Raw genomic sequence first — 26,958 nt, 5'->3', positions numbered from 1 at the left:
TGTGGATGAGCCTCGGGATGGGGGCGTGAAAGTGGGCGCACCTTCCCGAGGATGATCTGAAAGTCAGTAGGTCCGATCATGAGCCGGCGTTGGCGCGCTGGTTCGGGAAGGTACGCCCATGCTCACCGTAGTTCACGACGCCGAGGACGCCAACGGCCACGAGGCCTCTGGGCGCTCGTTGTTGGACGAGATCGTCCGCGACGGTGCCCGGCAAATGCTGGCCGCGGCGTTGCAGGCCGAGGTCGCCGCGTATGTGGCCCAGTACGCCGATCAGCTCGACGACAACGGGCACCGGCTGGTGGTGCGCAACGGCTACCACCAGCCACGTGAGGTGTTGACCGCAGCCGGTGCGGTGCAGGTGAAAGCTCCACGAGTCAACGACAAACGCGTCGACCCCGACACTGGTGAGCGGAAACGGTTTTCCTCGGCGATCCTGCCGGCGTGGGCGCGCAAGTCACCGCAGATGAGCGAGGTGCTGCCGCTTTTGTATCTGCACGGGCTGTCGACCAGTGATTTCGGGCCGGCCCTGGAGCAGTTTCTGGGCTCGGGTGCCGGGTTGTCGGCCACCACGATCACCCGGCTGACCAGTCAGTGGCAAGATGAGGCCCGCGCGTTCGCCGCCCGGGACCTGTCGGGCACCGATTACGTCTACCTGTGGGTGGACGGCATCCACCTCAAGGTCCGCCTGGACCAGGAAAAGCTGTGCTTGCTGGTGAAGCTGGGTGTGCGCGCTGACGGCCGCAAAGAACTGGTGGCGATCACCGACGGCTACCGCGAATCGACCGAGTCGTGGGCTGATCTGCTGCGCGACTGCAAGCGACGCGGCATGACCGCCCCGGTGCTCGCGGTCGGCGATGGCGCACTCGGGTTCTGGAACGCGGTGCGTGAGGTGTTCCCGGCCACCAAAGAGCAGCGGTGCTGGTTTCATAAGCAGGCTAATGTTCTTGCCGCGCTGCCGAAATCAGCGCACCCGTCGGCGTTGGCGGCGATCAAGGAGATCTACAACGCCGAGGATATCGACAAGGCCCAGCTCGCGGTCAAAGCCTTCGAGGTCGACTTCGGGGCCAAGTATCCTAAAGCGGTCGCCAAGATCACCGACGATCTGGACACCCTGCTGGAGTTCTACCACTACCCGGCCGAACATTGGATTCACCTACGCACCACGAATCCGATCGAAAGCACCTTCGCCACAGTGCGTTTGCGCACCAAGGTCACCAAAGGCCCGGGATCACGCGCGGCCGGACTGGCTATGGCCTACAAGCTCATCGACGCCGCCGCGGCCCGCTGGCGCGCCGTCAACGCCCCACACCTGGTCGCTTTGGTCCGCGCCGGCGCGGTCTTCCACAAGGGAAAGCTGCTCGAACGCCCCACCGAGATCACCCCAACACAGCCGCCCACCGACGGCGCCGAACAACCCGGAACGGAGGTCGCCTGAACAACCCGATCCACAGGTATTGACAATTTCTCCATGTGGCCAGCGGTCAAAGCCATGCTGCACAGCGTCTATGACCAACCGGACGCACCCGCGGTGGCCGCGCAGTTCGACCGGCTCATCGACTACGTCACCGACAAACTGCCCGCCGTGGCCGACCACCTGGCCGCTGCACGCGAAGACATCCTTGCCTTCACCGCATTCCCCAAAGACATCTGGACCCAGATCTGGTCCAACAACCCCGCCGAACGACTCAACAAAGAGATCCGCCGCCGCACCGATGCGGTCGGCATCTTCCCCAACCGCGACGCCATCGTCCGCCTCGTCGGCGCCGTCTTGGCCGAACAGAACGATGAATGGGCCGAAGGCCGCCGCTACCTCGGCCTCGACATCCTGGCCCGCTGCCGCCTAACCACCATCACCAACGACAACCCCGAAATAGGAGCCGACGACATGCCCGCACTCACCGCTTAACACACCGGATCACGCAGCACTACACCACTTCCCGGGACTTGACCCGAAGTGCTTTGACTACTCCCGTGATTGCGGTGGGCTGTCCCTGTTGCTCTATGACGTTACGACCTTGTATATCGAGGCTGAATCGGAGGATGAGCTGCGCAAGGTGGGGTTCAGCAAAGAACGGCGGGTCGACCCTCAAATTGTGGTCGGACCGCTGGTGGATCGCAGTGGTTTCCCTTTGGAGATCGGTTGTTTCGAGGGAAGTACCGCCGAGACGACCACTCTGGTGCCGATTATCGCCGGCTTCGTCGAACGCTGACGAGGCTCAGGGAAACTCCCCAGTTGTGCTCGGCGAAAATCCCCACCTATGAGCGGTCCTCACTGTAGCGGTTGTCGGGTTCCGGTGGTCGTTCTACGCAGTTTTTCTGCTCGGGCGTTGTGGTCGCGTAGGCGGTAGGAATCACCGTCGAGGTTGAGCACGACGGAACGATGCAAGAGGCGATCGAGCATCGCTGCCGCGACGGTGTTATCGCCGAGCACCTCACCCCATGATCCGACGCCTCGATTGGTGGTCATCACGATTGACGTTTTCATATAGCGTTGGGAGACGACCTGAAACAACGCTGCTGCCGCCTCGCCGGGCAGCGGCAGATAGCCCAGTTCGTCAATCACCAGCAACGTAGGACCAGCGTAGAACCGCATCGTGGTCGCCCATCTACCTTCGATCGCGGCGCGATGACACCGGGCAGCGAGGTCGGCAGCAGTGGTGAAATAGGTGCGATACCCGGCATACGCTGCAGCCCTTGCCAATCCGACCGACAGATGGGTCTTGCCGACCCCCGGCGGGCCGATCAGCAACACGTTCGTTGCGGTCTCGAGGTAGCGACCGGTGGCCAGCTCATCGATGACCTTGCGATCAACGCCGACGGCGGCGTCGTAATCGAAATCCTCCAGCGAGGCAGGGGTGGGCAGGCAGGCAAAGCGCAGTCGACCCGCCAGACGTCGCGCTTCGGTGGCCTGCACTTCGATCGAGAGCAGCCGGTCCAGGGCGGCGGTCATCGACAGGTCCTCTGCCGATGCCTGATCCAGCACCGAGGGCAACGCCTCGGCCGCATCGTGCAGTTTCAGCACTGCCAGATGCCCACGCAGACGTTGGTATAGGCTCGCCGATTCCGCGGTATTCGGAGGGGGTAAACGGTCGCCAGATCCGGTTGTGGTGCGTGTGGTCATGACAGGGTGTTCCTTCCGTGGGCGGCGCGCTCGTAAACCGAAAGATCGTAGAGAGCCGCAGGTTCGGTATCGGACTGTGTTGTGCTGGGAGGTGATTGGGCCTCAGAGCTGATGGTGGTGGTGGGGTCTGCGCGGTCGATACGCAGTACCGCGGCCGCGGCAAGAGCCTCGGGTCCTGGTGGGATACGTTCCTTGCGGCGATGCGGCCGTCCGGTTTTCGCCCCCGCCATCGCGGCCTGCTCCAAGGCGTAGACGTGGCCGTGATCGCGCACCATCGCCCCGGTCCCATCGGCGGCCAGACGGTGCCGGGCGATGGTGATCCCCGAAGCGGTGACCACATCGATGACGCCGGCGCCGAGGACCTCGGTGATGTTCACCCGCGCCGAGGCGAGCTCTGGGGGCACCGAGTACCGGTTGCCGCGATAGGAGATCAACGCCTGCCGCGATACCACCCGCTCGCAGGACATGATCGCCGGATAGGCTCGCGCCGGCATCGGATGCAAGCCCTCGCTGCCGGCCACGGTCGCCACAGTGGCTTTCCCGTCGGCGGTGGGCCGCAACCGGGTGTCACCGCGCAGCCGGCAGAACTTGTCGAGACTTTCCTGCGCCTGCTCAACAGTCACATCGTCTGGCAGTGTCCGCCACCAGCGTTGGGCGGCAGTGTGATTGGACTTCTCCACCGCGCCTTTGCGGTTGCCTCGCCGCGGTGGGCAGATCGCGACCGACACCCCGTAATGCTTGGCCACCCCGGCGAAGCTGGCCGTCACCTTCCCCGACTCCGGGTGACAGACCGTGGCCATCCGATCAAAACGCCACACCCGGCTCACCCCGCCCAAGCCGCGGCAGACCCGGTCCAGGCCCTCGATGACCCTGGGCTGGGTCATCTCCGGGGCCAGCACGCCGCGCCACTTGCCCGAGCACGCCAGGGTGCCGACGAACAAGTGCGCCATCGACCCCCATCCCCACGCCGCCGGAGGAATTGTCAATACCTGTGGATCGGCGTGTTTCAGGCGACCTCCGTTCCGGCTTGCTGATCGCCGTCTGAGGGCGGTGTCGGTGGGGTGATTTCGGTGGGGCGTTCGAGCAGTTTGCCCTTGTGGAAGACCGCGCCGGCGCGGACCAGGGCGACCAGGTGTGGTGCGTTGACGGCACGCCAGCGGGCCGCGGCGGCGTCGATGAGCTTGTAGGCCATGGCCAGACCAGCCGCACGTGATCCCGGCCCCTTGGTGACCTTGGTTCTCAAACGTACTGTGGCAAAGGTGCTTTCGATCGGATTTGTCGTGCGTAGGTGGATCCAGTGCTCGGCGGGATAGTGGTAGAACTCCAGTAGGGTGTCCAGATCGTCGGTGATCTTGGCGACCGCCTTGGGGTACTTGGCCCCGAAGTCGACCGTGAAGGCCTTGACCGCGACCTGGGCCTTGTCGATATCCTCGGCGTTGTAGATCTCCTTGAGCGCCGACAACGCCGACGCGTGCGCTGATTTCGGCAGGGCGGCAAGCACATTGGCTTGCTTATGAAACCAGCACCGCTGTTCTTTGGTGGCCGGGAACACCTCGCGTACCGCTTTCCAGAAGCCGAGTGCGCCATCGCCGACGGCGAGCACGGGTGCGGTCATGCCGCGTCGTTTACAGTCGCGCAGCAGATCAGCCCACGACTCGGTCGATTCCCGGTAGCCGTCGGTGATCGCCACGAGCTCTTTGCGGCCGTCCGCGCGCACGCCGAGCATCACCAGCAGACACAGCTTTTCCTGGTCCAGGCGGACCTTGAGGTGGATGCCGTCGACCCACAGGTAGACGTAATCGGTGCCCGACAGGTCCCGGGCGGCGAACGCGCGGGCCTCGTCCTGCCACTGGCTGGTCAGCCGGGTGATCGTGGTGGCCGAGAGCCCGGCACCCGAGCCCAGGAACTGCTCCAGAGCGGGGGTGAAGTCGCTGGTGGACAGCCCGTGCAGGTACAGCAGCGGCAGCACTTCGCTCATCTGCGGTGACTTGCGTGCCCAGGCCGGCAGGATCGCCGAGGAAAACCGTTTCCGCTCACCGGTGTCGGGGTCGACGCGTTTGTCGTTGACTCGCGGTGCTTTCACCTCAACTGCCCCGGCTGCCGTCAGCACCTCGCGGGCCTGGTGATAGCCGTTGCGGACCACCAGCCGATGCCCCTTCTCATCGAGCTGATCGGCGAACTGGGCCACGTAGGCGGCGACCTCAGCCTTCAACGCGGCGGCCAGCATCTGACGGGCGCCGTCGCGGACGATCTCGTCCAACAACGACCGACCAGCACCGCCAGTGCTTTCGTTGGCCTCGATGGCATCGTGAACTACGGTGAGCATGGGCGTACCTTCCCGAACCAGCGCGCCAACGCCGGCTCATGATCGGACCTTCGGATATTCAGATCATCCTCGGGAAGGTGCGCCCACTTTCACGCCCCCTCACCGAGGCTCATCCACAGGTTCTGATCATTGCTCCGACGCCGCCGGTGGGTTCGGTAGATCCAGCCAATCCCATTGTGTCTCTTCACCGGGCGGATGTTCGATGACGGCGTTAGGTCGCTCGGTCGCGGTCAGGCAGGCCTGGCACACCGGGCGCAGCTTGCGGTCGCGGATCTGGCGGGTCACCGTCTGATACGACATCGTGTACCCGAGCTCTTCGAGTTCATCGCACAGCGTGCGCACCCAGAGGTGCGGATCGTCGAGCAAACGTGCGGTGATGTAAGCGACGAACACCTCGAACGCGTCCACCGCGGAGCGTTTGCGCACTCCAGGGGTGCTGGTGCCGTTCAGATACGCCCGGACGGTCTTGCGGTCACGCTTGGTATGCCTGGCGATCGCCGAGATCGTCCAGCCTCGTTTGCGCAGGGCATGTACTTCCACATCTTCCTCCCATGTCAGCATGAGAAAGCGGGTCTCCTTTGATAGCAGATGCGTGGTCAGAGACCATCAGCATCAAGGGAGACCCGCCCTCATTGGCGGTGCCACACAGGTGGGGAATTTCAATGAGCGTTACTGGGGAATTTCAGCGAGCGCCGTCAACGCCACGGCCTCGCCGGCACACCGCTGGTGGTGGCTGCTGATGCCGGGATGCTCTCCGCGGCGAACCTCACAGCCCTCGATGAGCTGGGGCTGTTGTTCATCGTCGGCTCCCGAGTGACCAAGGCGCCCAAAGACTTAGAGTCCCACTTCCAGAGCAATGATCAGAACCTGTGGATGAGCCTCGGGATGGGGGCGTGAAAGTGGGCGCACCTTCCCGAGGACGGTATGAAGGCCTCTGGGAAAAACTCCACGCCACGCTGCCGAAACTTCCTCCGTCGAGATTCAGATCGTCAAATCTTGGCGGAGGATCGACGAGAGTGCCTCGAGAGGGATATGGGTTTGAACGGCCCCGCCGTCCATCGACCACACCAACTGGTTGTGTGGCATCGGGTTCTCGCGCGACATCGGTCGATCAGGCATGAAAAGAATCAGTTCACTCGATGTCAACGCAAATGCTCGGTAATTCTCTGAGTAGCCTGAGCCATCAACCTGCGGTTCGAACCGGTCGACGATGAAAGGGTATGCGCCGACAACGTGTGGCGGCCGTGCCGTGGCGAGCGATTCTTCGAGAAACGGCCGGGCCAGGGGCGGTAAGGCCGTGAGCGGGTCGATTCCGGGCTTGAACAGGTCGGCAAGCGATAGTTGATTGCCGGTGCCGAGGTCAAAAACGAAACTCCTGACAGCATTGTTTGCGTTGTTGCCTACGGTCTGCTGAGTCTCGCGAAATACGACGGACCTCAGAGCTCGATGGGAGTGCGCGCTGTAGTCTATTGAGACATCGCTAGCACGAACCATGCTCGAACCCGCTGTGCGCCAGGACAAGACGCGATCACGCAAATACTCTACGATTGGTGGCCCCATGTGCGGATGGCCGACCAGGTCTTGTGGAACCACAACTTTCAGAGCGAGGACAGCTTCCCGTTGCGAACGAATGAAGGTCGTACAGTTGTCGTCCTGCGCTTCCCATTGGCCTCCGAACACCGCGTTGCACAGGGTGTCGGCGTGAGCTGATGATGCGCCGGCAACCGCAGTGACGCATGCAATAGCGAGCGCGATCCGTAAGCCAGTTGTACCCATTGCGCTACTTGATATCCACTTTACTTGCGAGCCAGCGGTTATCGATGCGTTCGAGAACGATCGTAACCCGGCTACGGTCGATCCGCGGCTCTGGGTTGACTGCATTGCTTATTGATTGATCTATGAAGAGGAGCACTTCCACCTTGTCAGGGGTGACTGACTTGACCGCTGAATCCACGACCACGCCGTGGCTTACAGCTTTGTTGTCGATAAGCAACTGCCGAAGTTGGGCAGCCGACTGGGTGTAAAGATCCTTGAACTCGCCAGTTGCACCCTGGAGTACCTTCGCGTAGTTCTCATCGACCTTGGCGCTGTCGATACTCGTCAGGGTAACCCCATAATCATTGGCAACTGCGAGTGCTTCACGACCCGTCGCGACTAGATCGTGTTGGCGTTTGACCTGCCACCCAAAGAAAGCCGCCGTGCCCACTGCGAGGAGCAGCGCCACTAGCAACACGGCGCCGATGAGGGTCGTCCGGGAACCCCGACCAAGCCGACTCTCGGTAGCAGGGTCGTCTAGGTCGACAGATTGGTGTTGATCATCGGGATCGTCCGTGGGATCAACGCCTGTCACCTCACCTGCATCGTGGTTCTCGGGTGATTGATCGACGTCCTTGTCGCCGGAACTATGCTCATTCTCGTCACAGTCGTTGCTCCCGTTGATCTGATCGAACACATCCTTGGTTCTGGTCCGGCTGAACATCGTGCCTCCTATGCGTTTTACTTCGGCGGTGGCGCCAGGTTCTTGGGCGGCCCCCCATAGGGTGTCGGGATAGTGTTGGGCCCCACGGGTGCTGGGTCGGTGGTTGCGAGGGGATCGTGGCCTGGCGGTGGCCGATCAGTGTCGTCGCCGGGAGGCCGCGGCGCATTGCGCGCGCCCCGAATAAGTACCGCGGGATCAGGATTATTGCAGTACGTATACCTGTACGGCTCGGGAAAGTCCGCCTGTGATGGGGGACGTCGCGGCAGGTTGTAGTCGCAGGAATAGCGTGGGTAGGGGTCGACGATCTCCCAGACTCCTCCATCGCGGAAAGTCGACGCTACCGCATCGATCACCGAACCCCGTTGCTCCAGTGGCGGGAACAGAGCTTTGAGCGCAGGTACCCTCACATAGGACAACTGCGCGATGGTGGTCAGGTTGCCGAGCAACTGGACCATGGTTTCGGAGTTGTCCGCAATGACAGCGTCCAGAGCGGTGAGTGGCCGACTTCCCGTACCGACCAATTGACGGTAGCCCCCCTCCATCCGGTTGGCTCCCGCTACGATTTCACGGACGTCCGTCGCCGTTTCGAGCAGCTCGGAATTGGCGTCGGACACCATCGTGAAAATCGTACGGCTATTGCGAATGACCCGAACGGTTTCTGGGAGGACAGAATCCAGTGTCGAAATGAGGAAAATTCCGCCATCGAAGATGGCCGAAAGCTTCTCCGGTCCTGCCGCCCCTACGCCCATCTCCTTCGTCATTGCTGAGAGCTTCGCTGGATCAAGCTGTGCAAGAAGGCCTTCAGCGTCTGTCACCAGACGATGAAACTGCACGGGGATGTCAGTCTGAGTTGCGCTGACCGTGTCGCCGTCACGAAGGAACGGCCCGGTACCGTTTGCGGGCCGGATGTCTAGGTACTGCTCGCCGGCGGGAGAAAGGCCGGAGACCCGGAACGCCGCGTCCTTGGGAATCTGGAGGTCTGGGTCGATCTCGATCTCGGCTACCACTCCATCGCCATCGACTTGTACAGCAAGGACTTTGCCAATCTGGACGCCTCGCAGTGTCACATCTTGACTGGCGAGGAGCCCGCCTGACTCTGACAGCTGAATGCGCAGACCAACTGTCGCGCGGACCGGATTGTATCCGAACGTACCCAACGATATGTAGCCGAATGCAGCAGTGAGAGTGAGGAACAGGCCCGCAAGAGCGACCGCTGTACGACGGGCGCGTATGGCTTGCACTGAGTCGACGGCGGCACCGGCGCATCGCTGGAAGATATTCGGCACGCTCATCGCTGAGGCCCGTAAATTCTATTCAGCAAGAGATTCCATTGATACCGCAAACTACCGATCATCGCATGCCAGTCGGTGCCGTCCGGACCGTGCGTCATCGGATCACCTGGATAGTTCATATCTGGTAGAGCGCCAAGTGCGATCTGTTCTACGTCCCCTGCGGCATGGAGGTTGGCGCCGGAGGTCAACTTGAGAAGCCTTGGGACGATTCGATTGATGGTCGTCAGCGACGTGTTGGGGTCGATGCTTGCGTCGTTGAATGCGTCACTCAGCCTATTCAAGTCGGCAATGAGGCTGCGGGAATCAGTGCCTTGTAACGACGGAAATCGCGATAGTTGCCGCGTAGTGCGGGCAACAGAACCGATCAAAGTCACGATCTGATCGCGGTTATCGGAGATCACTGCGATCGCTGGATCTGCAGCTGCGAGCGCAGCATTGATCGTGTGCTGACGTGCGGACAAGCTAGACGCCAGTTCGGATGTGCGGTGCAGGGCCTCTGTGATCTCATCTGAGCGTGCGTTGAGTTGTGCAATCAATCTGTTCGACTGATGGAGCAGGTCGGCGATCTTCGTTCCACTGTCCCCGACGGCCGAGCCGGCGCCGTTGAGGATGTGGGTTAAGCTGCGGATCACCCCGCCATTGACAAGCACAGCAGCTGAACTGAGCAACTCCTCGACGGTGGCACCAGCCGATGTTGCAGCCAAGGGAATGACGTCTCCGTCGGCCAACGGTGTGCTAGCCGACTGTTGGTCCGGATGAGGCTGGACTGCGACGAAGAGATCGCCGAGGGGCGTGGCCGACCTAAGCTCAACGGTTGCGCCGTCGTAGATCGAGACGTCCTCACGTATGCGCATAGTTATCTGTGCGGTGAACTCCTTGGCTTGAATCTTCTCAACCACGCCGATGTCAGCGCCACCGACCTTCACCTTCGCATGAGCCGGCAAGTTTAGTGCATTAGTGAAAACCGCAGTCAACGTGTAGGTCTCGCCACCTACTGAAGGAGAACTCAGCGGGAGGCTTTCTAGTCCGGACGAACAACCGGACAAGACCGCGATCAGCCCGATAGACAGTACGTTGCGATAGCGGCGAGTTACGTGGGTGCCCAGCAGAGACGTCATTTCTCCACTCCCGCCATGAGTTCCAGCATTCCGGTGAGGCCGAAATCGGGTCCGTAGTCGCGGAGTGTGCCTGTGGCGCAGCCGAGCTGTTTGAGGCCGATGAGATTACACATTTCTTTGCTGAGCTGGCTGTCGAAGAGAATCTTGTCGGCGAGGGCGTGCAGTCGGACGGCGCCATTGTCGACGTCGATGGCATTCCAGACGTTGTCGAGTGTCATTGGCGCGAGGTTGAAGAACTCTGCGACCTCACGTTGGTAGTCGACCAGTGCTTGGGTGATGGCCCTTGAGTCGGCGGCAGTCGTCTTCAGTCCGTCACGTCTGGATTCCAGCACCGATGCAACTTGCATCAGAATTTGGTTGATCTTGGAGCCCGTCGTGCCAGTGCCTAGGCTTTCGTCGGCCAGGATGTCGCTGAGCTGGTGCACGTTTGATCCGAACTCTCGGATCGTCTGCTCGTTCTCTGCGGCGGATTGCGTGAGTATGTCGAGGCTGGTGGCAATCGTATTAATGTTCTCTTTGGTGCGGGCCCCGTGATCGGTCTCGAGCCGTAGGGCTGATGACAGTTCGCTCAGCGTGCTCTTGAGATCCTCACCGTTGTCCGTCGCGATCTGCGCGCCGACATTCACCAGATCGGCCAACGGCCCAGAGCCCTCGCCGTTTCCGCGGAGGGCGACTGCTAGCCGGTCGATCATGGCAAGTGTCCTGTCGAATTCCACGGGAGTACGGGTACGCCCGAGGCCGATGACGTCTCCGTCGCCTAGCTTCGGACCTCCGCGATAGGGGGGCGTAAGTTCAACATGTCGGTCTGTGAGAATCGACGTGGACACAGTGACTGCCTGAACATCAGCGGGTATGTCGACCCCGTCGTCGAGCACGAGCGTGACTTCGACGGAATCACCCTTCGTCGTGATGCGGTCAACATGTCCGACCTGCATACCTAGCACAGCAACGGTGTTGCCTTCGTAAAGCCCGATCGCGTCCTCGAAATGAGCAGTCACCGTGATTGGTTGGGTGCCAGCGCGGTTGGTTATCAAAGTCGTGGCAACGGCGAGGGCGGCGGCAATCACGGCAGTGAGCCAGACCAATGTCCTTCTACTCATGCGCAATCCTCGAAATACTCGACCAATCCGAATTGTTCGGCACGGCCGCTGATTGCGCACATCCATGAGTCGATGAGTGGGCCGGATGAAAATGTTCCATCGATTCCGGTGCCACTCCCCGTAGCGTTGGCGATGTTACGCATGGCGATCGGGAGGGCCTGCAGTGTATTGCGGAACAGCGCGTCATGCTCGGCGATCATTCGCGTGAAGTCGCGCACACTGTCTAGCATTTCGTTGAGAGCGTGCTCGTCCGTCAGGATTCGGGATAACGTGTGCGCCAAGGCAGTCGTGCCTTCGAACAGTCGTTCAATGGCCGCGCGACGAGTCGTGATCTCGCCGATCAGGTCTCGACCTTGCAGGACGAGCATCCCCAGGTTGGCTTTCTGGTCCCTGATTGTTGCGGCGAGCTTGTCGGTGCTGGAGAGTAGTGTGCCAATCTGACCCCGCCGATCGGAGATGATGCGGGACAGCGACTTCAGATTCCGCAGTGCGTCAGGCAACGCTTGAGGAAGACCGTCAAGGCTGCGCGACACAGTGGTCAATGAGTTGGCGATTTGATCGGCATCAACCTGATCGAACGTCGTTGTGGCATCGGCTAAGGCAGTCTGTAGGTCATAAGGCGCCGACGTATTGGAGAGAGGGATCGTGTGGCCTTGGAGGCTGCCCGAACGGCCGGGAGTCAACTCGATGTAGCGGGACCCCAGTAGGGTAGTGAGTTTGATAGCCGCCTTCGTATCGCTGCCCAGGTAGACGCCCTTGTCGATCGACAATCTCATCTCAACCCGATCGCCGGCCAACGTGAGGGCATCGACATGGCCGACGGAGATACCGGCGATGGTTACCGGGTCGTCCTCGCGTACAGAGGCTGCTTGAGCGAATTCGGCACGATATATCGTCTTGCCGAGATTCAATGCGCCCGTTAAGGCAACTGCGCCCACTACCGCAACCATGACGACCAGTGCGACCGTGCCGATGGCAATCTTGTTGTAGTCCTCAATGGGGCGCGTGAGGCTTAGGCGCCCGAGTGCTCGTCTGATGATCATTCTGGACCTACCTGCAGATCGGGGTGTTCTTGATGGTGTTGCCGGGGGTCGCAGCTCGCACGATTCGAGGGACGAGCCGACCGAGGAAATCGAAGATCGTTATATTCATGTCGCACGCATACACGTCGACGTAGGCACCGGATTGCATAGAGCGAGCGACACCTTTAAGCATGGCTGGCAAATTTGCGCCGAAGTATGAGAACCGCTCACGAGCGTCGGCGGTGAGGTGTGCGGAGAGGCCGGGCTCTCGTGTCATCATTGCGCTGAGGTCTGGCTGTATGCTGGCCGATATCGCCCCAAGTCTGTTCACAGTTGTGGCGATAGAACCGACCGCTGCAGCCAAATCTGCGCGCCGGTTCCCCAGCCCTACCATCAACTCGCGGGTATGGGTGATGATCGATTGAAGATTGGCGTTTTGGTTCGCCAGCATGGTCATCGTGTTATTCAGATTGGCGATGACCTCGCCCAGGAGCTGATCGGGGCCAGCGAACAGCTCAGCCAGAGCGGATGTCTGCGTGATCAATGCAAGGACCGAGCCACTATCCCCTTGCAAAGCTTGAATAATTCCGTTGGTGAGATTTTCTACTTGACTCGGATCGAGCAGTGCGAAGAGCGGTTCAAATCCACGCAATAGGTGAGTAATGTCAAATGATGGCTCGGTTTGCTCGACGGGTATCTGACCGTGATCACCGAGGATGCGCCGACTAATGTCCTGGCCAGGAGACAGGCCCATATAACGCTGTCCGACGATATTTTGGTAGGTGACGGATGCAACGGTGTCGGTGTAAAGGGTTTGCTCCCGCTGGACGCGGAACGTTACTTTTGCCAGGGCATCTTTCTCCAGTGAGATTTCATCTACACGGCCGACGCGTACACCCGCGACTCGAACGTCATCTCCAGGATGTAGGCCGGCGACATTCGTGAATATCGCCGAATAGGTAGCGACTGGCCCGCTGACCTGGCGCAGCAACGTCACAGATACGAGCCACGTGGCCGATATGCACAAAACCAGAAAGATGACAAGACCGATCGATGACTTTCGGATGCTCAATCTTCTACCTTCCTGTGTCCGGAGTGATGTGTACCGCCGCGCCCCGCAACACCGGTCCGAGTAGAAGTTGAACTGCCGAATCGGCCTCGCGGCCTACTACTTGGCTCAACTGGGAGTTCTCGGCGACGCTGCCGACCGGGCCGACACTCCCTCCGTACTCCTGTTCGTAATTCTGTGGCAGCCCGAACGTTTCGGACGAGGCCTCCTCGGGCTTATCAGAAGGAGTCGTAATCACTGTTTCTGGGGCCGATGCTTCCGTGGGCGCGAGCGAACTGCCGGGATCTGAGATTGGCGGGCCAGGGGTGGGGTGAGCGCTCGGAGGAATCCCGCCAGGTACGTCGCCGGCGTGCCGAACCGAATCACGCGGTGGAGCAAGATTCGGTCGATTCTCCGTGATCCCATTCGGTGGTGGGATTCCCATTGATCCTAATGCCGGCAACAGATCGGGCGCAGTCGGTACCTCTGGCGCTGTTTGACAACTTGGCCCCTCGAGTTCTCCGTAACGGGGGCAATCAGCGCGGACGTATTGTCGGAAAGGCGCCAGACTGACGATTGCCTTGATGACGTAGTTGTGTCTTTCGGTGTCGTAATTGGCCTCGACGCGTTCGGCCATTCTCGTCATCCTGGTTGCGATCGGTGTGAATTCATCGGAGTTGTCGGCGAGCGTGCCGATAACAGGGGTCAACTGGGTGGTAATGGCAATAAGACGGTCGGTGTGGTTATCGAACGCCTCACCAAGTGTTGTAGTCGTATTGGTGCCTGCCGAGATCAAGTTAGTCAACTGAGATCGCGTTTCGGTCAGTGCACGCATGGGTGCGATCGCCTCGTCGAGAGCGTCGCTCAGAACTGGCTCAGCTTGTCGTAGCGCATTGGCCGCAGTCGCGAGTGCCGATATGGTGGTGGGGTCATTGTTATCGCCGACAACATTATTCAGCTGCGTAACAATGTGGTGGAGGTCGCTGCCCGCCGCACGGATGCTACTGCCGCGGCTTTCGGCCGCGCCGCTGAGAGCTGCGAGCACACCGATGGTGTTGTCGTTGTCATCTCGGCTCACTGACTTGAGTAATTCGCGAACTTTGGTTAACAAAGACTGGAACAAAACCGTGGGTAGGGTGTGATCCTCGCGTATCACTGAGCCAGAGCGCAGCGGAGACAGGTCCAGCCCGTTCGAGACCAATTGCACCGACGAAACCGCGAAGACGTTGGACGGAACAACTCGCGCCGTGACCGTGTCGGGGATGCTGGATGCATGATTGGGTTTGAGGTTGATTCGAACAATGTACGGTCGTCCTACGCCGGAAAGCTCGACGTCGCTAACTTCGCCTACAAGTACGCCTCGAAACTTGACATCTGACTTCGCAGGAAGACCGTCGCCCACGTTCATCAGCTCAGCGGTCACACGAACTATGTTGTCGAGCCTTCCTTGAGACTTCATGAGACACAACGCGATGACGCTACCGATGACGGTGAGAAAGCAAACTCCCGCGACGAACAGACGCCGATTGGATGGGCCGCGGGAGTCAGTGTCGAAGGAATTTGTCACGCTACCCTCCGAACCTGGCGCCAGAGTCGACGCTCCAAAGCGCCATAGTGAGAAGCATGTTCACGATGATCACGACAGTGATGCTGGCGCGCATCGCCCTCCCGGCGGCGACACCGACGCCGGCTGGGCCACCGCTCGCGTAGTAGCCGTAGTAGCACTGCATCGTGGATGCTGCGAAGACAAACACCACGGCCTTGACCACGGCAAAGAAGACGTCACGTCCGCTTGCACCCAGACTGAAGTAGTGCATATAGGTACCGACAGAGTGGTCGCTTACCGCCGCCGCAACCATTTCAGCCGAAACGTACGCCGCCGCAAGACATACGAGAAACAGCGGAACGGCGGCTGTGACAGCCGCGGCCACTCGGGTTGTTACCAGGTATGCAACTGAGTTGACGCCAAGGGTGTCAAGGGCATCGATCTCCTCGTTGATGCGCATTGCGCCTAATTGTGCGGTAAATCGACAGCCTGCCTGGGTCGCGAATGCCAACCCAATCATCACAGGCGCCAGCTCACGGGTACCGACAAACGAGGAAATCAGCCCGGTGGCTGGGCCCAGCCCAAGCAGATTCAAGGCGTTGAATCCCTCCACGCTGATCAGCGCGCCCGCTGTGGCGCCCAACACGATCGCAACGCCTATGGTCCCGCCACCAACCACAATCGAGCCGTTGCCCCAGCTGATATCGACCAGTACCCGCGTGAACTCTTTTCGATAGCGGCGCACGACAAGGGGGATCGATAACAGGATGTTGCGGAAGAAGTAGCTGATGTGGCCGGCTTTTGCCACGACCAGTCCTGCGACGAGCGCGGAGCTTGCCACCATCTGCGTCACTGGCGGGCGGAACCGGGTGGGTGCCGTCATGGGCTAGAAACTCGCTTTGGGGAAAACGATGATATACAGCTGGGTCATGACCACGTTGACAGTCATCAGTAGCAGTATCGACTCGACGACTGCTGCGTTCACCGAGTTGGCGACTCCGGCGGGCCCACCGCGAGTGCTCAAGCCTTTGTGGCAACTCACGATCGCCACAATGGCGCCGAAGACCACTGCCTTGGCGAGCGCCAACAGCAAGTCGCCGATCGTTGCGAACGAGGAGAACGTCGCGACAAAAGATCCCGGCGTGCCGTTTTGCATGTAGACGTTGAATGTGTAGCCGGCGAGGAAGCCTACAAAGCTGGTTAAGCCAGTCAGTGCTATTCCCACAATGATCACAGCCGCAAAACGCGGAACTACCAGGCGGTGGATCGGCGAAACTCCCATCACCGTCATCGCGTCGATCTCTTCACGCATCGTTCGGGATCCCAGGTCTGCGCAGACTGCCGAACCTACCGCGGCTGCCAACAAGACAGCTGCAACGAGTGGCGCACCTTGGCGGATGACTGCGAGCCCTGTGGCAGCTCCCGCCAGCGACGTTGCGCCCACTTGTCCTGCCAACAAGCTGAACTGGATCGCCAGTGTTACACCGATCGGAATCGTCACGAATATTGTTGGGACAAAGGCTGTTGAGGCCATGAATGCGGCCTGCTGTATGAACTCTCGGAACTGGAAGCGGCGAGCGAGTGCATCGGTGAACAAGCACTGAACAGTGCGCACCGCTAGTACGGCCTGTCCGCCCAATGTCCCCAACGACATCAACGGGTGGGACGCAATGTACCTGCGCGCCCCATCCGCAACCTCGCCTATGGCATCGCGGGTTCCCGTTGTCGCGGAGCCGGATTCGGAGAATGTCATAGGAAGCCGCAGCGTAGACCAAACGGGGTGGAAGTGAACATTGTTGGATCCTCCTGATTGCTACGCGGGGCATCAATGCCTGCGCGTCGGGGACGTCCGCGAGACCAATTGCCCGAGTACCGACCGTGCGTACGGTTAGTATGCACAGGTGCTGTTGGGCATGCAAGCGTTACGGCAAATATCTACATGCTGGAACCGCCGCGACTTTGATCCGCCTCGGCGGGGGTGAATGCTGTCGACCTCGGAGTGGCGCCGACATTCGGGCTATGCCAAGGAAGGTCTAGAGTTTGGCTTCAGCGGTGACAATTACATTCGAAACGTAGTGTCCCGGGCTCTGTTGCAAAAATCGTGAAGCTTGAGCATGCTTGGCGGAGATTGGACGGACGGAACGATGACGGATTTCAAGTGGCGCCATTTCCAGGGTGATGTGATCCTGTGGGCGGTGCGCTGGTATTGTCGCTATCCGATCAGCTATCGCGACCTTGAGGAAATGCTGGCGGAACGCGGCATTTCGGTCGACCATACGACGATCTATCGCTGGGTCCAGTGCTACGCCCCGGAGATGGAGAAGCGGCTGCGCTGGTTCTGGCGGCGTGGCTTTGATCCGAGCTGGCGCCTGGATGAAACCTACGTCAAGGTGCGGGGCAAGTGGACCTACCTGTACCGGGCAGTCGACAAGCGGGGCGACACGATCGATTTCTACCTGTCGCCGACCCGCAGCGCCAAGGCAGCGAAGCGGTTCCTGGGCAAGGCCCTGCGAGGCCTGAAGCACTGGGAAAAGCCTGCCACGCTCAATACCGACAAAGCGCCGAGCTATGGTGCAGCGATCACCGAATTGAAGCGCGAAGGAAAGCTGGACCGGGAGACGGCCCACCGGCAGGTGAAGTATCTCAATAACGTGATCGAGGCCGATCACGGAAAGCTCAAGATACTGATCAAGCCGGTGCGCGGTTTCAAATCGATCCCCACGGCCTATGCCACGATCAAGGGATTCGAAGTCATGCGAGCCCTGCGCAAAGGACAGGCTCGCCCCTGGTGCCTGCAGCCCGGCATCAGGGGCGAGGTGCGCCTTGTGGAGAGAGCTTTTGGCATTGGGCCCTCGGCGCTGACGGAGGCCATGGGCATGCTCAACCACCATTTCGCAGCAGCCGCCTGATCGGCGCAGAGCGACAGCCTACCTCTGACTGCCGCCAATCTTTGCAACAGAGCCCGCTACGCCGCCAAGCCGACCTTGGCGAAGCTCACGCAGCGCGCAGTGAGATTCCCGCTAGGGAAAGCCCGCCGCCGTCAGCAATCGGCGCGCCTGTTCTCGTGCAGCGGCGGTCTTGTGAGCTTTCTCGGCGAAAGCAATTGGCAACCACCCAGGACCTTTGGGGGCACTCTTGGTTGTCAGAAAATTCTCAAGTACGCCGACTCAGACAGTGACAATGCCCATGATATCCAAAGCATCCAAAAGCCGGGCCGCCGCCGCCTTGTCTGCCTTGAATGAATCGCCCTGGAAATGGTGGAGGCCTCCGGGAAACCCAGGGCGATTCACTCTTCCTCTGAGCGCATCGCAATGTCCTCATGCCGTCAACCAGCACCACAGCCGAATCAAAGTCGCGTGTTTCGACGTACGCGACCGTCACCTGCTAACCGATGTAGGGTCGCGGATGCCAATGCGGTTCGCACTTCGGCACGAGTTGCATACAAAACCTCCAACTCCGCGCAGAGTCCCCATAACTCCTCGACGCGCTGAACTATGCGGTGCTGTTCCTGCAGGGGAGGAATTGGGATCAACCAGCCGCGCATGTTCGTACTGTTGATATTCGGCTGCGCTGAGCCGGTCGTGATACTCCTTACCTGAGTCCAGTAGAACTCTGACCCCACTAGAATCGGCCACCATTTCGAGAGCCATGCTTCAACGGGAACGATTCGGATTAGATACGAAGCAAACACAGCCGCTCGCGGCAGTTCCCGGACTACGGCTGAGACTCCGACCGTCGCTCCGGAGCGCGCGACTAGAACGTCGCCTGCGGCGAGCCTGAATCGAGCAATGATCAGAACCTGTGGATCCCGGGCGGGCGTGCCTTCCCGGAAGATGATCTGCAAGGAATCCGAATTCTGATCAAGACCAGCGTTGGCGCGCTGGCGGGAAGGCACGCCCGTGCTCACGGTAGTAGACAACAACGACGACTCCAACGAGACCCGCAATGCGGCCGGTGCGGGCCGGTCGTTGCTCGACCAGATCGTCCGCGACGGTGCCCGGCAGATGCTGGCCGCGGCGTTGCAGGCCGAGGTCGCCGACTATGTAGCCCGGTATGCCGGTGAGGTCGACGAACACGGCCACCGACTGGTGGTCCGCAACGGATACCACGCCGAACGTGAGGTCGTGACCTCGGCGGGTGCGGTGGCGGTGAAGGCGCCCCGCGTGAACGACAAGCGGATCGACCCCGATACCGGCGAGCGCAAGCGGTTCTCCTCGGCGATCCTGCCCGCCTGGGCTCGCAAGTCCGAGCAGGTATCGGAGGTGCTGCCGCTGCTGTACCTGCACGGCCTGTCAACCAGTGACTTCGGGCCGGCGCTCGAACAGTTCCTCGGCACCGGCGCCGGACTGTCCGCATCCTCGATCACCCGGCTCACGGCCCAGTGGCAGGACGAGGCGAAGGCCTTCGGCACCAGGGACCTCTCGCAGGTCGACTACGTGTACCTGTGGGTCGACGGCATCCACCTGAAAGTCCGGCTCGAGCAGGAAAAGCTCTGCCTGTTGGTGATGCTCGGGGTGCGGGCGGACGGCCGCAAGGAACTCGTCGCCCTGGCCGACGGCTACCGAGAGTCCACCGAGTCCTGGGCGGACCTGCTGCGGGATTGCCGCCGCCGCGGGATGCGCGCGCCGGCGCTCGCGGTCGGGGACGGAGCTTTGGGATTCTGGCGGGCACTGCGGGAGGTGTTCCCCGCCACCCGCGAACAACGCTGCTGGTTCCACAAACAAGCCAACGTTCTTGCTGCACTCCCGAAATCGGCGCATCCGGGTGCGTTGGCGGCGATGAAGGAGATCATCGGGGCCGAGGACATCGACAAGGCGCAGTTGGCGATCGCAGCGTTCGAACGTGACTACAGCGCGAAGTACCCGAAAGCGGTGAAGAAAATCGTCGATGACGCCGACGTGCTGCTCGAGTACTTCCGGTATCCCGCCGAGCACTGGGTGCATCTACGCACCACGAACCCGATCGAATCGACCTTCGCGACGGTTCGGCTTCGGACCAGGGTGACCAAGGGCCCGGGATCACGGGCGGCGGGCATGGCGATGGCCTACAAGCTGATCGAAGCAGCGCAGTCGCGGTGGCGGGCGGTCAACGCACCACACCTGGTGGCGTTGGTGCGGGCCGGCGCAGTGTTCCACCAGGGCAAGCTCCTCGAACGTCCGGTCGACATCACCCCGGAACCATCGCCCGACACCCCAGTGTCCGAGGTCGCCTGACGACCCTCGATCCACAGGATTTGACTATTTCTCGAAAGAGCGGTTTCGCGACCAGTAGGGAGGAAAGCGAAGAAGGTGTCGCATCCGTTGCTGTCGCCATACCTGCAAGAGGTCCCGACGTGAGGCTGGCACTAAATGCATCAGCGCCGAGCTATCGGTTACGGCCATCACATGTCCGCAAAGTAGCTGGCATCATCGGCGAAGCTGCCGCAGAGCTTGCTACTAAGCTGGTCTAACTACATTGGCAAAGGAGATGTTCTGTGTCGAGTACCCCCGACCTGCCGGCGTTCGTTTCGACGATCGATGACTACCTGCGCTTAGAACAGCGCCACTCGCCGGCCGAGCAAATGTTCGCAACCGTCCTCACAGACGACTTCGAAATCGGCTTTCGCGGCGGCCACCAATGGAAGGGACTCAATGGTCTGCGGTTGTATCTCACGCAGCGGGACGGGATTTTCGACGAACGCCTCGAACTGCGTCAAGTACTTTCCTACGTTCCGGTGCAGGAGGATGTCATCGAGCTGACGACACGACTCGAGTTCTTCTTCCGTCGCTGGAGAGCTCCTTCGCCGGTCAGCGAAGAATTCACCGGTGCGGCCTTTCACACGTGGCTGATCCGCATTGTCGACCATGAGACCCGCGTGGCCCGGGTGGTTATCGATGGATTTGCAAATCTCAACGACAACGCCAGGGCGGCGTTTGCTATCCCAGATGAAGGGTTCGACGAATAACGCATGTGACCGCATCGTGATCACTTTGCGCTTTACTCGCACAACCCGTGGGCCGACAACACGGGTGCAGATCAGGCCGCCTGCTTCGCCGGGAGACGCCGCGGCCACGAAAGTTGCAGGGCGGCTGGACATTAGCGCCGTGGATGGGTTGACCGGCCGCCGTGTGTTTGACCGCCGTCGTCAAGCGCCCTTCGAAGCGATTACCTTGACAATTTCTCCACTGCTTACGTGTCGCCGACGCCGAAAGCCTCGGCGAAGCTAACGTTGCCCCTGGTTTCCCTCTGGGTTGCGTCCACGGCAGCCAGGAGGCGGGAGTTCTCGATGACTATCATCTCGACGTCCTGTTGGTCATCTGCATAGTGGCGATGCCATACCCACGGCGGCGTATACACGAAGTCGCCTGCGCTCCACGTTACGCGTTGATCGCCAATCTCCGACCAGCCCGAGCCATGTCGCACGAAGTGAACTGACTCGTGTACGTGTCGATGAAGGTCACTGCCCGCACCGGCGGGGATCTTCTGCAGGAAGAACTCAATGGAGCGGGCGGGTATCCGCAGAAGCAATCCAATTTCTGATGGGCTTCCGGTCTGGATCCAGTGTGCCTCGGTGGAGTTCACGACGAGGTGCTCCTCGGTCACGTGCTGGGTGTCGCGATCCCCTGCGCGCGCCATACTTTCGGCGAAATCGGCTAGCTCGTCACGGGATAGGGTCATCAATCCACTCCTCTGGGAATTTCGTCGCTGAGCGAGCATGGAGTCACTTTTCGGCGACCCAAGCGCCAGGGTCACGACAGAGCTATGTGCAAGCGCTTCTCGAGCGCGGCGATACTGATGGCGAAGGTCTCGAGTACGCGCACGCGTCCGTCTCCGGCGTTGTCGATGTCGAAGATCGCGTACTCGGTATACAGCCGGCTGACGCACCGAAGCCCGGTCAGCGGGTAACTGCACTCCGGAACCAACTTCGCGGTCCTGTCCTTGCCGAACAGCGTCATCATCACGAATACGCGCTTCGCTCCGATGGCGAGATCCATCGCACCCCCGACCGCGGGAATGGCGTCCGGTGCTCCGGTGTGCCAGTTGGCGAGGTCTCCACGCTCGCTGACCTGAAACGCCCCGAGCACACACACGTCGAGATGGCCGCCGCGCATCATGGCGAAGGAGTCGGCGTGGTGGAAGTAGGACGCCCCAGGGGTTTCGGTGACCGGAACCTTGCCTGCATTGGTGAGATCCGGGTCAATGGCGTCTCCTGTCGCGGCGCCTCCCATGCCGAGCATGCCGTTCTCGGTGTGCAGCACCACCTCGGCGGCGGGGTCGAGGTAGTCGGCGACCATCGTGGGCTGGCCGATGCCGAGATTGACGTACGACCCAGGTGCGATGTCGCGGGCGATCATCGCGGCGATCTCCCCGCGGTCCAACGGGCCACGGTCGAGATGCTCGACACGACGCCGTGTCCTTGCATCGAGCGTTCCCGTCACGAGGCGGCCTCGGTGCGGGCGGCGGGAATCGAGGACAGGTCGAGGATGCGGTCGACGAAGATACCCGGCGTCACGACCGTCTCGGGGTCGATGCCTCCGGTCTCGACGACGCGGGAGACCTCAACGACGGTCAGCGTGGCGGCGGTCGCCATGACCGGACCGAAGTTGCGAGCAGTCTTGCGGTACAACAGGTTTCCGGCCCGGTCGGCCAGGTGTGCTGCGATGAGTGCGACGTCGCCGCGGATCGGATACTCCAGCACGTAGTCGCGGCCGTCGATCGTGCGGATCTCCTTGCCCGAGGCGAGCGGGGTGCCGACACCGGTCGGGCAGAAGAACGCGCCAATGCCCGCGCCTGCCGCTCTGATCCGCTCGGCCAGGTTGCCCTGCGGGACCACTTCGAGGTCGACCATGCCGTCCCGGTAGAGCCTGTCGAACACGTACGAATCGGCCTGTCGGGGGAAGGAACAAATGACCTTCGCGACCCGACCGGCAGCCAGCAGCGCGGCCAGACCGGTGTCGCCGTTGCCCGCGTTGTTGCTGACGATGGTGAGCTCGGCGGCGCCCTGTTCGATGATCGCATCGATGAGTGTGGTGGGCATGCCCGCCATGCCGAATCCGCCGACGAGAATTGTGGCGCCGTCAGCGATTCCGGCGACGGCTTCGTGGGCGGCGGCGCAGACGGCGGTGCGGCTCATGACGACGCCCGCTCGTCCTCGTCGAATTCCGGCAATACCTCGGCGGCGATGCGAAACGCGGAGTTGGCGTCGGGGACGCCACAGTAGATGGCAGTCTGCATCAGCAGCTCCTTGATCTCGTCGTTGCTCAAACCGTTCCGGCGGGCCGCTCGCAGGTGCATCGCCAGTTCCTCGCGGTGCCCGCGCGCGACCAGCGCCGTCAGGGTGATCATCGAGCGGCTGCGAAGGTCTAGACCTGGGCGTGTCCAGATGGTTCCCCAGGCGTACTGGGTGATCAGGTGCTGGAAATCGGCGGTCATGTCGGTGGTACCGGCGATTGCCCGGTCGACGTGCCCGTCGCCGAGCACCTGGCGCCGTATCGCCATTCCCGCGCGACACACATCCTCGACGGTCCTAGTCGCAGGCTGCGGAATACCCACCTGCTCTGCGATGAGGCCGGCGACCCGGTCCGGGGCTTCGGCGGGTGCCAGGTGGCCGACACCGTCGAGCACTACGAGGTCACCGTCCTGGACACCGGAGGCGATGCGCCGCAATGACTCCGGCGGTGTGGGCACGTCGGCGCTGCCTGCCACGGCCAGGACGGGAGTGACGATCTCGCGCAATCGGTCGGAGACGTCGAATGCCGCGAGGGCCTCGCAGGCCTGCGCATAGGACTCCGGATCGGTGTGGCTGAGGGTGTCCAGCAGCGCCGCGCCGACACCTGGTTGCCGGTCGACGAAGCCCGGCGCGAACCACCGCTGGGCCGCGCCCGAGAGTAAGGTTTCGACGCCCTCGGCGCGGACGGTGGCGGCGCGCTCGAGCCAGCCAGCTGGGGTGCCGATCAACGCACCGGTGCCCAGTAGGGTCGCCGAGTCCACCCGTTGCGGCGCGTCGAGCATCAGCTGCAGACCGACACAGCCACCGAGCGAATCACCGGCGTAGTGGAAGGTCTCGGCGTGCATGTCGTCGGCGAGTGCCAGCACGGCGACCGCGAGTTCGGCGATCGTGAAGGGCTCGCCAGGACCGCCTCGACCGTGACCGGGTAGGTCCCACCCGACGACGCGGGCGTGCGCACTCAGCCATCCAGCCGCAGCGCTCCACAGCGTGGCTGCCGAGGTACCCAGTGAAGGCCCCAGCACGAGGACAGGCGCACCGTCGGGTCCGCCGAAGTCGATTGTGGCCAAGGCCGGAATGGTCATGACGCAGACTTGATGAAGCGGCGGGCCCGACTCAAGGTCGAATCGATCAGCCGATCGGCGGCACCGGTGTAGTCGGGCCGTGCTGGGCTACCGGTCAACTCGGTCATTGCACGTTGTTCGGTGAGCAGCCCGCCCGCGTCGGCCAGGTTCGCGGCCGCCCGCGCCGTGTCCACCTGCAACCCGGAGAGCAGTTCGGAGGCTTGGATGGCCGCCACGACGGTGTGGCGGGCGAGCGTGCGCAGTGTGGCCCATTCGGCGTGCCACGCGCCGTCGGAGCGCTCGTCGACACTCGCTCCTGCGGCCAGGTGCAGGGTGGCGCCCAAGGTGCCCGCGGTGAGCGCGGTGCGCCGGATCAACACAGAGCGGACGGGATTGTTCTTGTGCGGCATCGTCGATGAGCCGCCACCAGTCCCCTCGGCCAGCTCGCCGACCTCGGGCCGGCTACCGGTCGCGATGTCGGCGGCGATGTGCCCCCAGGCGTCGCAGCAGCTCACCAACGCATCCCCGATGCGGGTGATCGCCGAGCGGGTGGTGTGCCAGGGCGGAGCCGGCGCCAGCCGCAGTGCGCCGGCGAGCGCGTCGCTCAACGCGATGGCGCCGTCCACCGAACCGGTCAATTCGGTAGCCGCCGCCAGCGTTCCCACCGCGCCACCGACCTGCACCGGCAGCGAGGGCAGCAGCCCGGTCAGCGGTTCGGCGGCGTCCAGTATGCCGGTAAGCCAACGTGCCATCTTGGCGCCGAAGGTGCTTGGTAGGGCGGCCTGGGTCAGGGTACGCGCGAGTGTTGGTGTGCTCCGGTGCCTCTCAGCGAGCTCGGACAGCGCCCGGACTTGGACGGTGAACTCGTCGCCGATGCGCATGAGGACATCACGGGCGCAGATGACGAGCGCTGTGTCGACGACGTCCTGACTGGTTAGCCCGCGGTGTAACCAGCGGGCTGTCGCCGCCGTTGAGCGCTCACGCAACAACGTGACCAGAGCGCTGACGGGGCTGCCGTCGGTGGCGGCGCGGCGGGCGATCGACTCGGTGTCGGCGTCGGCGATGAGGTCTGCCAAGCTGGCACGCGCCTCTTGCGGTGCGATACCGGCGTCGACGAGGCTGTCCAGCCACGCCCGTTCCACGGCCACCATGGCCTCGAGGAATGCGGGGCCGCTCATCAGGTCGCCTGCGAGGTCGTCGCCCGGCCAGAAGAGGTCAGTCATCGCTGGTGTCCCGCGTAGCGCAGGAAGACCGTCTCGGGTTTGCCTGGCGCGTCCTGCAATTGGATGTCGAAGCGTAGTCCGGCGCCCTCGCGGGTGGCGATGAGCGTGTCGCGACGCTCGGGCGGCAGGGACGCCAGCAGTGGATCGCCGGCCAGCTGCCCCCCGGGCACGTAGGCGCGGGTGAACAGCCGGTTGAGCAGCCCGCGGGCGAACACGGTGATCAGAAAGAACGGTGCCGCACCGGGATCGCAGGGACCTGGGATGACGGTGGAAAAGTTGTACCGTCCGCCATCGTCGGTGCCGGCGCGGCCCCACCCAGTGAAGGTCCAGCCGTCCCGGTGTAGCGAGCCGGTGGACGTGGGGATGGTGCCGTCGGCGTTTGCCTGCCAGATCTCAAGTAGGGCGTCGGGAACAGGCTGGCCGTCACCATCGAGGACCAAGCCGGAAAGCTGGACGGCACCCGGTGAGCCGGCCGGAACCAGCTGGTCGCACCGGTCGAACGGGAGTGCGTAACCGAAAAAGGGTCCGACGGTCTGCCCCGGGGTGGCGGTGAGCAGGGTATTCATCAGTGTTCGCTTCCGCGGTGGGGATCCTCGGTCGGAGTGCGCGTCGCGCCGGTGAGGATGATGTCCCACCGGTATCCGGTGGCCCATTCGTGGGTGGTGACGTCGTGGTCGTAGTTGGCAATCAGTCGGTCTCGGGCCTTTCGGTCGGTGATCGACTGATAGATCGGGTCCAGCGCGAACAACGGGTCGCCGGGGAAGTACATCTGGGTGATCAGCCGTTGCGTGAATTCCGTTCCGAACACCGAGAAGTGGATGTGGGCTGGGCGCCAAGCGTTGCGGTGGTTCCTCCACGGATACGGCCCTGGCTTGATCGTGGTGAAGCGGTAGCTTCCGTCGTCATCGGTCAGGCAGCGGCCGACGCCGGTGAAGTTGGGGTCGATCGCGGACGGGTGCTGATCACGCTTGTGGATGTAGCGACCGCCGGCGTTGGCCTGCCAGATCTCGACGAGTTGACGTCGCACCGGCCGTCCGTCGCCGTCGACCACCCGGCCGGTCACCACTATCCGTTCGCCGATGGGTTCGCCTGAGTGCTGGATGGTGAGGTCCGATTCAAGCGGATGCACGTCGCGTTCGGAAAAGCAGGGCGTCCACAGCTCGACGCCCTCCGGGTCAGCGTGGTGTAGGTCCTTCGTGGGATGACGCAGCAGGCTGCTGCGGTAGGGCGCGTAGCCGAGCCGCGGCTGCGTCTCCTCGATGCCAGCGCGCTGATACTCGGACTCGATCGCCTCGATCTCCGCGCTGATCGCCTGCTGCCTCGGCAACCCGCCGTCGGGATCGGGGTCGATCACTGCTGTCATAGCCTTGACACTATTGGCTCCTCGGCGACTGACCTACGCTAGATTACCAC

25 protein-coding genes and 5 pseudogenes are annotated in these 26,958 nt (G+C 62.1%); 8 read left to right on the top strand and 22 right to left on the bottom strand.

The genetic code is table 11. From position 1 onward, the window contains the following. The first annotated feature begins 118 nt into the window (after positions 1-118). From KXD98_RS27575 to KXD98_RS27565, 3 genes and pseudogenes are all read left to right on the top strand, one after another. The gene (locus KXD98_RS27575) at positions 119-1,435 is read left to right on the top strand and encodes an IS256 family transposase (RefSeq protein ID WP_064917742.1); all 1,317 of its coding nucleotides are present in this window, start codon (positions 119-121) and stop codon (positions 1,433-1,435) included. Between the two features lie 15 nt (positions 1,436-1,450). Then, a pseudogene (locus tag KXD98_RS27570) lies at positions 1,451-1,906 on the top strand (transposase); the annotation flags it as partial. A gap of 46 nt (positions 1,907-1,952) precedes the next feature. Next, positions 1,953-2,207, top strand: a pseudogene (locus tag KXD98_RS27565) (IS1634 family transposase); the annotation flags it as partial. Positions 2,208-2,269: 62 nt separating this feature from the next. Here KXD98_RS27565 and istB read toward each other — a convergent pair. The 4 genes and pseudogenes from istB to KXD98_RS27545 form a co-directional block, all read right to left on the bottom strand. Continuing rightward, positions 2,270-3,121, bottom strand: a complete 852-nt coding sequence (istB, locus tag KXD98_RS27560) for an IS21-like element helper ATPase IstB (protein ID WP_064899591.1) — start codon at positions 3,119-3,121, stop codon at positions 2,270-2,272. Continuing rightward, positions 3,118-4,098: pseudogene (locus KXD98_RS27555) on the bottom strand (Mu transposase domain-containing protein); the annotation flags it as partial. The pseudogene KXD98_RS27555 and the gene istB, both read right to left, overlap by 4 nt. Before the next feature lie 29 nt (positions 4,099-4,127). Next, entirely contained in the window at positions 4,128-5,447 is a 1,320-nt protein-coding gene (locus KXD98_RS27550; RefSeq protein ID WP_064961518.1) for an IS256 family transposase, read from the bottom strand. 138 nt (positions 5,448-5,585) lie between these two features. Further along, a pseudogene (locus KXD98_RS27545) lies at positions 5,586-6,008 on the bottom strand (IS21 family transposase); the annotation flags it as partial. A gap of 135 nt (positions 6,009-6,143) precedes the next feature. On the opposite strand from KXD98_RS27545, the pseudogene KXD98_RS27540 reads away from it, so the two are divergent. After that, positions 6,144-6,305: pseudogene (locus tag KXD98_RS27540) on the top strand (IS1634 family transposase); the annotation flags it as partial. 123 nt (positions 6,306-6,428) lie between these two features. On the opposite strand, the gene KXD98_RS27535 reads toward KXD98_RS27540, so the two are convergent. From KXD98_RS27535 to KXD98_RS27490, 10 genes are all read right to left on the bottom strand, one after another. Further along, on the bottom strand, positions 6,429-7,223 hold the full coding sequence (locus KXD98_RS27535) for an RsiV family protein (RefSeq protein ID WP_064895154.1): 795 nt from the start codon (positions 7,221-7,223) through the stop codon (positions 6,429-6,431). Between the two features lie 4 nt (positions 7,224-7,227). Then, positions 7,228-7,926 carry a hypothetical protein gene (locus KXD98_RS27530; RefSeq protein ID WP_064895156.1) on the bottom strand — a complete coding sequence of 233 codons (699 nt, stop codon included), beginning with the start codon at positions 7,924-7,926 and terminating at the stop codon, positions 7,228-7,230. A gap of 17 nt (positions 7,927-7,943) precedes the next feature. Next, on the bottom strand, positions 7,944-9,218 hold the full coding sequence (locus KXD98_RS27525; RefSeq protein WP_081281629.1) for an MlaD family protein: 1,275 nt from the start codon (positions 9,216-9,218) through the stop codon (positions 7,944-7,946). Continuing rightward, positions 9,215-10,336: an MCE family protein gene (locus KXD98_RS27520; protein ID WP_064895159.1), complete on the bottom strand. Its 1,122-nt coding sequence runs from the start codon at positions 10,334-10,336 to the stop codon at positions 9,215-9,217. The genes KXD98_RS27525 and KXD98_RS27520 overlap by 4 nt, the downstream gene beginning before the upstream one ends. Beyond that, on the bottom strand, positions 10,333-11,436 hold the full coding sequence (locus tag KXD98_RS27515) for an MCE family protein (protein WP_064895162.1): 1,104 nt from the start codon (positions 11,434-11,436) through the stop codon (positions 10,333-10,335). The genes KXD98_RS27520 and KXD98_RS27515 overlap by 4 nt, the downstream gene beginning before the upstream one ends. Beyond that, a complete protein-coding gene (locus KXD98_RS27510) occupies positions 11,433-12,479 on the bottom strand; it encodes an MCE family protein (protein ID WP_064895163.1) in 1,047 nt (348 codons plus the stop codon). Before KXD98_RS27510 ends, KXD98_RS27515 begins: the two co-directional genes overlap by 4 nt. Positions 12,480-12,486: 7 nt before the next feature. Beyond that, positions 12,487-13,530: an MCE family protein gene (locus KXD98_RS27505; protein ID WP_064895165.1), complete on the bottom strand. Its 1,044-nt coding sequence runs from the start codon at positions 13,528-13,530 to the stop codon at positions 12,487-12,489. A 4-nt stretch (positions 13,531-13,534) separates the two neighbouring features. Beyond that, a complete protein-coding gene (locus KXD98_RS27500) occupies positions 13,535-14,929 on the bottom strand; it encodes an MlaD family protein (protein ID WP_234788453.1) in 1,395 nt (464 codons plus the stop codon). Between the two features lie 145 nt (positions 14,930-15,074). Continuing rightward, positions 15,075-15,935: an ABC transporter permease gene (locus tag KXD98_RS27495; protein WP_064895167.1), complete on the bottom strand. Its 861-nt coding sequence runs from the start codon at positions 15,933-15,935 to the stop codon at positions 15,075-15,077. Between the two features lie 3 nt (positions 15,936-15,938). Continuing rightward, a complete protein-coding gene (locus KXD98_RS27490; RefSeq protein WP_064895169.1) occupies positions 15,939-16,805 on the bottom strand; it encodes an ABC transporter permease in 867 nt (288 codons plus the stop codon). A 391-nt stretch (positions 16,806-17,196) separates the two neighbouring features. On the opposite strand from KXD98_RS27490, the gene KXD98_RS27485 reads away from it, so the two are divergent. After that, positions 17,197-17,961: an IS6-like element IS6100 family transposase gene (locus KXD98_RS27485; RefSeq protein ID WP_001389365.1), complete on the top strand. Its 765-nt coding sequence runs from the start codon at positions 17,197-17,199 to the stop codon at positions 17,959-17,961. A gap of 437 nt (positions 17,962-18,398) precedes the next feature. Here the strand turns inward: KXD98_RS27485 and KXD98_RS28635 are convergent, their stop codons facing one another. Next, positions 18,399-18,674: a restriction endonuclease subunit S gene (locus KXD98_RS28635; protein WP_396883462.1), complete on the bottom strand. Its 276-nt coding sequence runs from the start codon at positions 18,672-18,674 to the stop codon at positions 18,399-18,401. Positions 18,675-18,951: 277 nt separating this feature from the next. Between KXD98_RS28635 and KXD98_RS27480 the strand changes: the two genes are divergently transcribed. Genes KXD98_RS27480 through KXD98_RS27470 form a run of 3 tightly spaced genes read left to right on the top strand, consistent with a single transcriptional unit; the run spans position 18,952 to position 20,996 of the window. Further along, positions 18,952-20,265, top strand: a complete 1,314-nt coding sequence (locus KXD98_RS27480) for an IS256 family transposase (protein WP_019344575.1) — start codon at positions 18,952-18,954, stop codon at positions 20,263-20,265. A gap of 20 nt (positions 20,266-20,285) precedes the next feature. Beyond that, positions 20,286-20,501, top strand: coding sequence for an IclR family transcriptional regulator C-terminal domain-containing protein (locus KXD98_RS27475; protein ID WP_074414912.1), 216 nt, complete (start codon positions 20,286-20,288; stop codon positions 20,499-20,501). A gap of 24 nt (positions 20,502-20,525) precedes the next feature. Beyond that, a complete protein-coding gene (locus tag KXD98_RS27470; RefSeq protein WP_047040856.1) occupies positions 20,526-20,996 on the top strand; it encodes a hypothetical protein in 471 nt (156 codons plus the stop codon). 224 nt (positions 20,997-21,220) lie between these two features. On the opposite strand, the gene KXD98_RS27465 is transcribed toward KXD98_RS27470, so the two are convergent. The 7 genes from KXD98_RS27465 to pcaH all read right to left on the bottom strand — a co-directional run bounded on the left by KXD98_RS27465 (position 21,221) and on the right by pcaH (position 26,908). Next, positions 21,221-21,709 carry a cupin domain-containing protein gene (locus KXD98_RS27465; RefSeq protein WP_047040871.1) on the bottom strand — a complete coding sequence of 163 codons (489 nt, stop codon included), beginning with the start codon at positions 21,707-21,709 and terminating at the stop codon, positions 21,221-21,223. Between the two features lie 71 nt (positions 21,710-21,780). Beyond that, positions 21,781-22,470 (bottom strand): 3-oxoacid CoA-transferase subunit B, encoded by a 690-nt coding sequence (locus KXD98_RS27460; RefSeq protein WP_047040853.1) that lies wholly within the window; start codon positions 22,468-22,470, stop codon positions 21,781-21,783. After that, positions 22,467-23,165, bottom strand: a complete 699-nt coding sequence (locus tag KXD98_RS27455; RefSeq protein WP_047040851.1) for a 3-oxoacid CoA-transferase subunit A — start codon at positions 23,163-23,165, stop codon at positions 22,467-22,469. Before KXD98_RS27455 ends, KXD98_RS27460 begins: the two co-directional genes overlap by 4 nt. After that, positions 23,162-24,343, bottom strand: a complete 1,182-nt coding sequence (pcaC, locus tag KXD98_RS27450; protein WP_047040849.1) for a 4-carboxymuconolactone decarboxylase — start codon at positions 24,341-24,343, stop codon at positions 23,162-23,164. Before pcaC ends, KXD98_RS27455 begins: the two co-directional genes overlap by 4 nt. Beyond that, positions 24,340-25,545, bottom strand: a complete 1,206-nt coding sequence (locus KXD98_RS27445) for a lyase family protein (RefSeq protein WP_043416463.1) — start codon at positions 25,543-25,545, stop codon at positions 24,340-24,342. Before KXD98_RS27445 ends, pcaC begins: the two co-directional genes overlap by 4 nt. After that, a complete protein-coding gene (pcaG, locus tag KXD98_RS27440) occupies positions 25,542-26,111 on the bottom strand; it encodes a protocatechuate 3,4-dioxygenase subunit alpha (RefSeq protein WP_043416462.1) in 570 nt (189 codons plus the stop codon). The genes KXD98_RS27445 and pcaG overlap by 4 nt, the downstream gene beginning before the upstream one ends. Next, positions 26,111-26,908, bottom strand: a complete 798-nt coding sequence (gene pcaH / locus KXD98_RS27435) for a protocatechuate 3,4-dioxygenase subunit beta (protein ID WP_043416460.1) — start codon at positions 26,906-26,908, stop codon at positions 26,111-26,113. The genes pcaG and pcaH overlap by 1 nt, the downstream gene beginning before the upstream one ends. Positions 26,909-26,958: the final 50 nt, after the last annotated feature.

The sequence above is a fragment of the Mycobacterium sp. SMC-4 genome, assembly GCF_025263265.1.
In the GTDB taxonomy this organism is placed as follows: Bacteria; Actinomycetota; Actinomycetes; order Mycobacteriales; family Mycobacteriaceae; genus Mycobacterium.
The sequence above is the reverse complement of the archived record's forward strand: the minus strand, read 5'-3'. Positions and strand labels throughout refer to the sequence as shown.